The following is a 1601-nucleotide window of genomic DNA, read 5'->3' as shown; positions in this document are numbered from 1 at the left end:
CACCTACCAGTCGGCGTGGCTCAAGACCCACCACCCCGAAGCCTTCCTGGCCGGACTCTGGGAACACGACCCCGGCATGTACCCCAAGCGGCTGCTGGTGGCCGAGGCCCGGCGGCTGGGGATTCCCATCCTGCCGCTGGATATCAACCGCAGCCAGGCCGAATACCGGGTGGAGCGGGTGGAAACCGGTCCGGACCGGGGCAGGCTGGGCATCCGGCTGAGTATCAACGGCATCTTCGGGCTTTCCGGCGCCGAGCTGAAACGGATCGTGGCCGGCCAGCCCTATGATTCCCTCGCGGACCTGCGGGCACGCTCCCGGATCAGCAAGCCGAGCATTCAGCGCCTGGCCCAGCTGGGCGCCTTCGACACGCTGCACCGTGCCGCCGGCGGAACCGCCAACCGGGCCGATCTGGTCCAGCACCTGCAACAGCTGCAGGGCCGGCCGCACCGCAAGGGCGTGGAGGTCATCGAGGGCCAGCTGGCGCTGCCGCTGGGCGACGTCGAACTCAAAAACCTGAAGGGCGGGCTCCCGGCCCCCACGCTGGTGGAAAAAGTCCGGGCCGAACTGGACCTGTTGGCGGTGGATGTCAGTGGGCACCTGATGGAAAGCCACCGGCCCCTGCTGGACCGGCTGGGCGTCACCACGGCGRACAAGTTGCTGGGACTGCGCAACGGCACCGAGGTGCTGGTGGCCGGGGTGCGGGTGGCCACCCAGACCCCGCCGATGCGCGGCGGCCGCCGGGTGGTGTTCATCAGCATCGACGACGGTACCGGCTGCGTGGACTCGGTCTTCTTCCATGAGGCCCAGGAACAGTCAGGGCCCCTGCTGTTCGGCACCCGGCTGCTGCTGATCCGGGGAACCACCCGGCGGACCGGGCCGCGGGGCATCAGCATCAGCGCCTCCCTGGCCTGGGACCTCAGCCGAACGGAGACCCTGCCCTTCCCTGCGACTGCCCCCGGCGGGCCCGGCGGGYCGGAAGCGCCGTCGTCGTCGGAACCCGCCGTGCCCGGCCCGCTGGACGGGATCGGGCGGAACCTGGCCATCACCGGGCTGGGAGGCTGACCGCCGGCCGGCCGCGTTGGTTGGCCCATCCTGAACCCGATAGCATGGACGAGGCTGGCTGTGGTCCCCGTACGCCACAAGCTACGAAGCCTAAAACCGTGAATAGGAGACACCCGTGTCAGATGCCCAGCAGATCACCCTTCTCGTCGACGGCGAAGAGACCAAGGTGACTACCGGGACCACCGGCGCGGAACTCTTCTTTGAGCGCCGCGACGTCGTTGTGGCCCGCGTCAACGGCGAACTGAAAGACCTGGACCAGCCGCTGCCCGAGGGCGCCACCATCGAAGGTGTCACCATCGGCTCCCCGGACGGCCTCAACGTCCTGCGCCACTCCGCCGCCCACGTCATGGCCCAGGCCGTGCAGCAGCTTCGCCCCGACGCCAAGCTCGGGATCGGTCCCTACATCATCGACGGCTTCTACTTCGACTTCGACGTCGAGGAGCCGTTCACCCCCGAAGACCTGCGCCAGCTGGAAAAGATGATGCAAAAGATCATCAACCAGAACCAGAAGTTCGTCCGCAGGGTGGTCACCGAGGAC

Annotated in this window: 1 protein-coding gene and 1 pseudogene; both read left to right on the top strand. The window is 68.3% G+C overall.

Features of this window, described 5'->3' with window-relative positions:
* Window positions 1–1063: helix-hairpin-helix domain-containing protein (locus tag AB4Y86_RS18590; RefSeq protein WP_441403615.1), on the top strand; the 1063-nt coding region annotated here is incomplete at its 5' end.
* A gap of 115 nt (window positions 1064–1178) precedes the next feature.
* Window positions 1179–1601 (top strand): annotated as a pseudogene (thrS, locus tag AB4Y86_RS18585) (threonine--tRNA ligase); the annotation flags it as partial.

Origin of the sequence: Arthrobacter sp. 2YAF22_2, from assembly GCF_052114645.1 — a bacterium.
In the GTDB taxonomy this organism is placed as follows: Bacteria; Actinomycetota; Actinomycetes; order Actinomycetales; family Micrococcaceae; genus Arthrobacter.
Note: the sequence above shows the minus strand (reverse complement) of the source record. Positions and strands in the feature narration are given on the sequence as shown.